Source organism: Mesorhizobium sp. M7A.F.Ca.US.002.01.1.1 (assembly GCF_004022955.1).
Taxonomy (GTDB): domain Bacteria; phylum Pseudomonadota; class Alphaproteobacteria; order Rhizobiales; family Rhizobiaceae; genus Mesorhizobium; species Mesorhizobium ciceri.
This window is the reverse complement of record NZ_RZQE01000524.1, coordinates 1-3,848: the sequence shown is the minus strand read 5'-3', so window position 1 is coordinate 3,848 and position 3,848 is coordinate 1. Positions and strand designations below refer to the sequence as shown.

General features: G+C 66.6%; 5 protein-coding genes. 1 reads left to right on the top strand and 4 read right to left on the bottom strand.

The window, feature by feature from the left end; translation table 11 throughout:
* Window positions 1–917: precorrin-6y C5,15-methyltransferase (decarboxylating) subunit CbiE (gene cbiE / locus EN932_RS31100; RefSeq protein WP_128369333.1), on the bottom strand; the 917-nt coding region annotated here is incomplete at its 3' end.
* A 1-nt stretch (window position 918) separates the two neighbouring features.
* On the opposite strand from cbiE, the gene EN932_RS31095 reads away from it, so the two are divergent.
* Window positions 919–1,695 carry a cobalt-precorrin-6A reductase gene (locus tag EN932_RS31095; protein WP_127371420.1) on the top strand — a complete coding sequence of 259 codons (777 nt, stop codon included), beginning with the start codon at window positions 919–921 and terminating at the stop codon, window positions 1,693–1,695.
* On the opposite strand, the gene EN932_RS31090 is transcribed toward EN932_RS31095, so the two are convergent.
* Genes EN932_RS31090 through EN932_RS31080 form a run of 3 tightly spaced genes read right to left on the bottom strand, consistent with a single transcriptional unit; the run spans window position 1,659 to window position 3,807 of the window.
* Window positions 1,659–2,423: a precorrin-3B C(17)-methyltransferase gene (locus EN932_RS31090; RefSeq protein ID WP_024501370.1), complete on the bottom strand. Its 765-nt coding sequence runs from the start codon at window positions 2,421–2,423 to the stop codon at window positions 1,659–1,661. The two genes, EN932_RS31095 and EN932_RS31090, sit on opposite strands and share 37 nt — an antisense overlap.
* The gene (locus EN932_RS31085) at window positions 2,420–3,178 is read right to left on the bottom strand and encodes a precorrin-2 C(20)-methyltransferase (protein WP_127385521.1); all 759 of its coding nucleotides are present in this window, start codon (window positions 3,176–3,178) and stop codon (window positions 2,420–2,422) included. Before EN932_RS31085 ends, EN932_RS31090 begins: the two co-directional genes overlap by 4 nt.
* A complete protein-coding gene (locus EN932_RS31080; protein WP_127370535.1) occupies window positions 3,175–3,807 on the bottom strand; it encodes a precorrin-8X methylmutase in 633 nt (210 codons plus the stop codon). The genes EN932_RS31085 and EN932_RS31080 overlap by 4 nt, the downstream gene beginning before the upstream one ends.
* Between the last annotated feature and the right edge of the window lie 41 nt (window positions 3,808–3,848).

The window sequence follows — 3,848 nt, the reverse complement described above, 5'->3', positions numbered from 1 at the left end:
ACGCCACAGGCAGCGGCGTTGCGACCAATACGGGCAGCGCGCACCGGATCGGCCTCGATGGCAAAAGTGCGCATCGAAGGGTGGGCCAGCATCCATTCGATGCCGATGGAACCGGAGCCGGCGCCGATGTCCCACAGCAACTCGCCGCGCCGCGGCGCCAGCGCCGACAGGGTGATCGCGCGGATTTCGCGCTTGGTGATCTGGCCGTCATGGTCGAACAGGTGATCGGCAAGGCCTGATGTGAGCGGCAGCACGCGCGCGTCCGGACCGGATTCAACTTCGACCGCCAGCACGTTGAGCGGATTGAGGTTTTCGAGGTCGAAGGCATCGGCGCGGACCGAGCGCTGGGTCTCGCTTGGCCCACCCAACGCCTCCAGGATCGTCAGCCGCGATGCGCCGAAGTCGAGTTCCGCGAGCAGGCGGGCAATCGCCGCGGGGGCTTCTGCATCCGAGGTCAGCGCCAGGATGCGCGCGCCTGGCTGCAGCAGCGGCCGGATCAGGTCGAGCGGCCGGCCGTGCAGCGAGACGGTTTCGATATCCTGCAGCGCCCAGCCGAGCCGGGCGGCCGCCAGTGAAACGGCTGAAGGCGCGGGGATAACGTGCATCTCCTGCGCCTTGACCTTGCGGGCGAGCGTGGCGCCGACGCCGTGGAAGAAGGGATCGCCGGACGCGAGCACACAGACGTTCCTGCCGGCAAGCGCCAGGACGTCAGCCATCTCGGCATCGAAGGGAACCGGCCATGGGCGCGGCTCGCCCTTGGCGAAGGAAGCGACAAGGGCGAGGTGCCGCTTGCCGCCGAAGATGATCTCAGCCTGGGCAATCCGCTGCTTGGCCTCGTCGCCGAGACCCGCTAAACCGTCCTCGCCGATGCCGACGACTGTCAGCCAGGCGGCTCGCGATTGACGCTCAGCAGGCATAATGACCCACCGTATCCTGATCCTCGGCGGCACCACCGAAGCGCGGCAACTGGCCGGAAAACTGGCGGCGCGTGCCTCGGTCACACTGTCGCTGGCCGGCCGCACCGAAAGCCCGGTCGCGCAAGGCGTGCCGGTGCGAAGCGGAGGCTTTGGCGGCGCCGACGGGCTGGCCGCTTACCTCACGGAAACGGCCACCGATCTGCTGATCGACGCCACGCATCCCTATGCGGCGCAAATCTCCGCCAATGCCGCACAAGCCGCGCGCATGGCCGGCGTGCCGATCCTTGCCCTGCGGCGTCCCGGCTGGGATCCTGTCGAAGGCGACCGCTGGACGTTGGTCGGTACGGTCGGCGATGCCGCGCAAGCGCTTGGACCGGCGCCGCGCCGCGTTTTTCTGGCACTGGGCCGGCAAGAGGTTGCGGCTTTCGAAGCAGCGCCCCAGCACCACTATCTCATTCGCAGTGTCGATCCGGTCGAGCCGAAGCTGGCCGTGCCCGACGCCGAATATCTGTTGGCCCGTGGCCCGTTTCGCGACGCGGAGGAACGCGCGCTGCTCGAAAGGCACCGCATCGATGTCGTGGTGTCCAAGAACAGCGGCGGCGAGGCGACCTTTGGCAAGATCGCCTCGGCGCGGGCGCTTGGCATCGAGGTGGTCATGATCCGCAGGCCTGATCTGCCGGACGTGCCCTCGGCTGAAACCGTCGAAGCGCTGGCCGCCATTGTCGATCGATTTGGGGTCGATCATTTTGTCCGACCCGTGGAAGAGCGCGGCGTGTAGACCAGCGCCGGCTTCTCCGTGCGCTTGATAATCCTGGTTTCCGGCGAGCCGATGATGATGCAGGTCGCCATGTCCGCCTTTTCAGCCTCGACATCGGCCAGCAGGTAGACCTCGATACGCTCGTCCGGGCGACCGGCGGCGCGGCCGAAGATTACCGGCGTGGTGCCCGGCAGGATGGCGGTCAGGCACTCGAAGGCGCGGCCGAGTTGCCAGGGGCGGGCCTTGCTGATCGGGTTATAAAGCGCGATGACGAAGCCGGCACCGGCCGCCGCCAGCAGGCGCAGTTCGATCAATTCCCATGGCTTTAGATTGTCGGAGAGCGAGATGGCGCAGAAATCATGGCCGAGCGGCGCCCCGATGCGGGCGGCAACCGCCAGCATGGCGGTGATGCCGGGCACCACGGCGACATCGACCGCGCGCCATTCGACCGGACCGGCCTCGATCGCCTCGCAGACGGCCGCCGCCATGGCGAACACGCCGGGATCGCCGCCGGAGACCACGGCGACGTCATGGCCCTCTGCGGCCTTGCTCAATGCGTCCTTGGAGCGGGCGAGTTCCTCGCGGTTGTCGGAAGCGACGCGGGTCTGGTCCGGGCGCAGGTCCAGCCGATCGAGATAGGGCTTGTAGCCGTAAAAGAATTTCGCCTCGGCGACAGCGCGGCTGGCCTCCGGGGTGACCTGATCGGCATTGCCGGGCCCAAGGCCGATGACGGTGAGACGGCCACTCATGCCTGTGCTCCCACGGCGCCGGGGCGACCGGACCAGCCGGCGACCAGCACGATGGCGAAGTAGGGTGCCTTGTCGTCCTTTTTGTCGGCAAGCTTCATCGAGACGCTGCCGGCCATGGTGCCGCGCTCGACATAGACGGCGCGCGACAGCTTGGCCGTAGCCTCCAGCGCCCGCCTGATCTTGGGCAGGTTGCGGCCGACCTTCATGATCACGGCGGCATCGGTGTCGGCGAGCCGGCGGCTCAGCTCGAATTCGCTCATCGTGCCCGGCAGCACGGTGAGCACGTCGTCGCCCTGGACGATCGGAATACCGGTCTGCGACCAGCAGCCGGACATGGCGGTGACGCCGGGGATGACTTCGGTCGGAAAACGATGGGCGAGGCGCACATGCAGATGCATGTAAGAGCCGTAGAACAGCGGGTCGCCCTCCGACAGCACCGCAACCATTCTGCCGGCTTCGAGGTGCTCGGCGACCTTCTCGGCCGACTCCTCGTAGAAAGCCGTGATCTGCGAGCGGTAGTCGTCGTGATCCCTGGCGATTTCGGTTGTGACGGGATAGAGCAGCGGCAATTCCGTCATTTCGGGCCGGAACTGCGCTTCGACGACTGCACGGGCGTTGCTGTTGTTGCCGCGCTTGGCGAAATAGGCCACGACATCGGCCTCGGCCAGGATGCGGGCGGCTTTTAGGGTCAGCAGTTCGGGGTCGCCAGGACCGGTGCCGACGCCAACGAGGCGGCCTTTGAGAAAGGCGTTCACAGGCCAGGCCTCGCCAATGAATTGAGCGCGGCGGCGGTCATGGCACTGCCGCCAAGCCGGCCACGCACGATGGCGTAGGGAACGCCGTAGGAATTCTCGGCCAGCGCATCCTTGGATTCGGCCGCACCGACGAAGCCGACCGGCATGCCGATGATGGCCGCCGGCTTTGGTGCGCCATCGCGCAGTTTTTCCAGGAGATAGAATAGCGCGGTCGGCGCATTGCCGATGGCAACCACAGAGCCGGCCATGCGCTCGCCCCAGAGGTCGATGGCGGCCGCCGAACGGGTGTTGCCGATTTGCCTGGCAATTTCGTGCGTACGCGGGTCGCGCAAGGTGCAGATCACCTCGTTGCCCGCCGGCAGCCTGGCGCGGGTGACGCCATGCGAGACCATTTCCGCGTCGCAGAAGATCGGCGCGCCGGCCGCCAAAGCGGTGCGGGCGGCGGCAACGAAATCCTTGGAGAACACAAAATGATTTGAAGCTTCGACCTGGCCGCAGGCATGGATCATGCGAATGGCGACATCGGCCTCAGCTTTGGAGAAGCGCGACAGATCGGCCTCGGCGCGGATGATGGCGAAGGAGCGCTCGTAGATCGCCGTGCCGTCATGGATGTAGTCGTAGGCGGCCATGCTCATTTCCGTTTTTCAGTTTCGGCCTGTCGGTAGGCCTC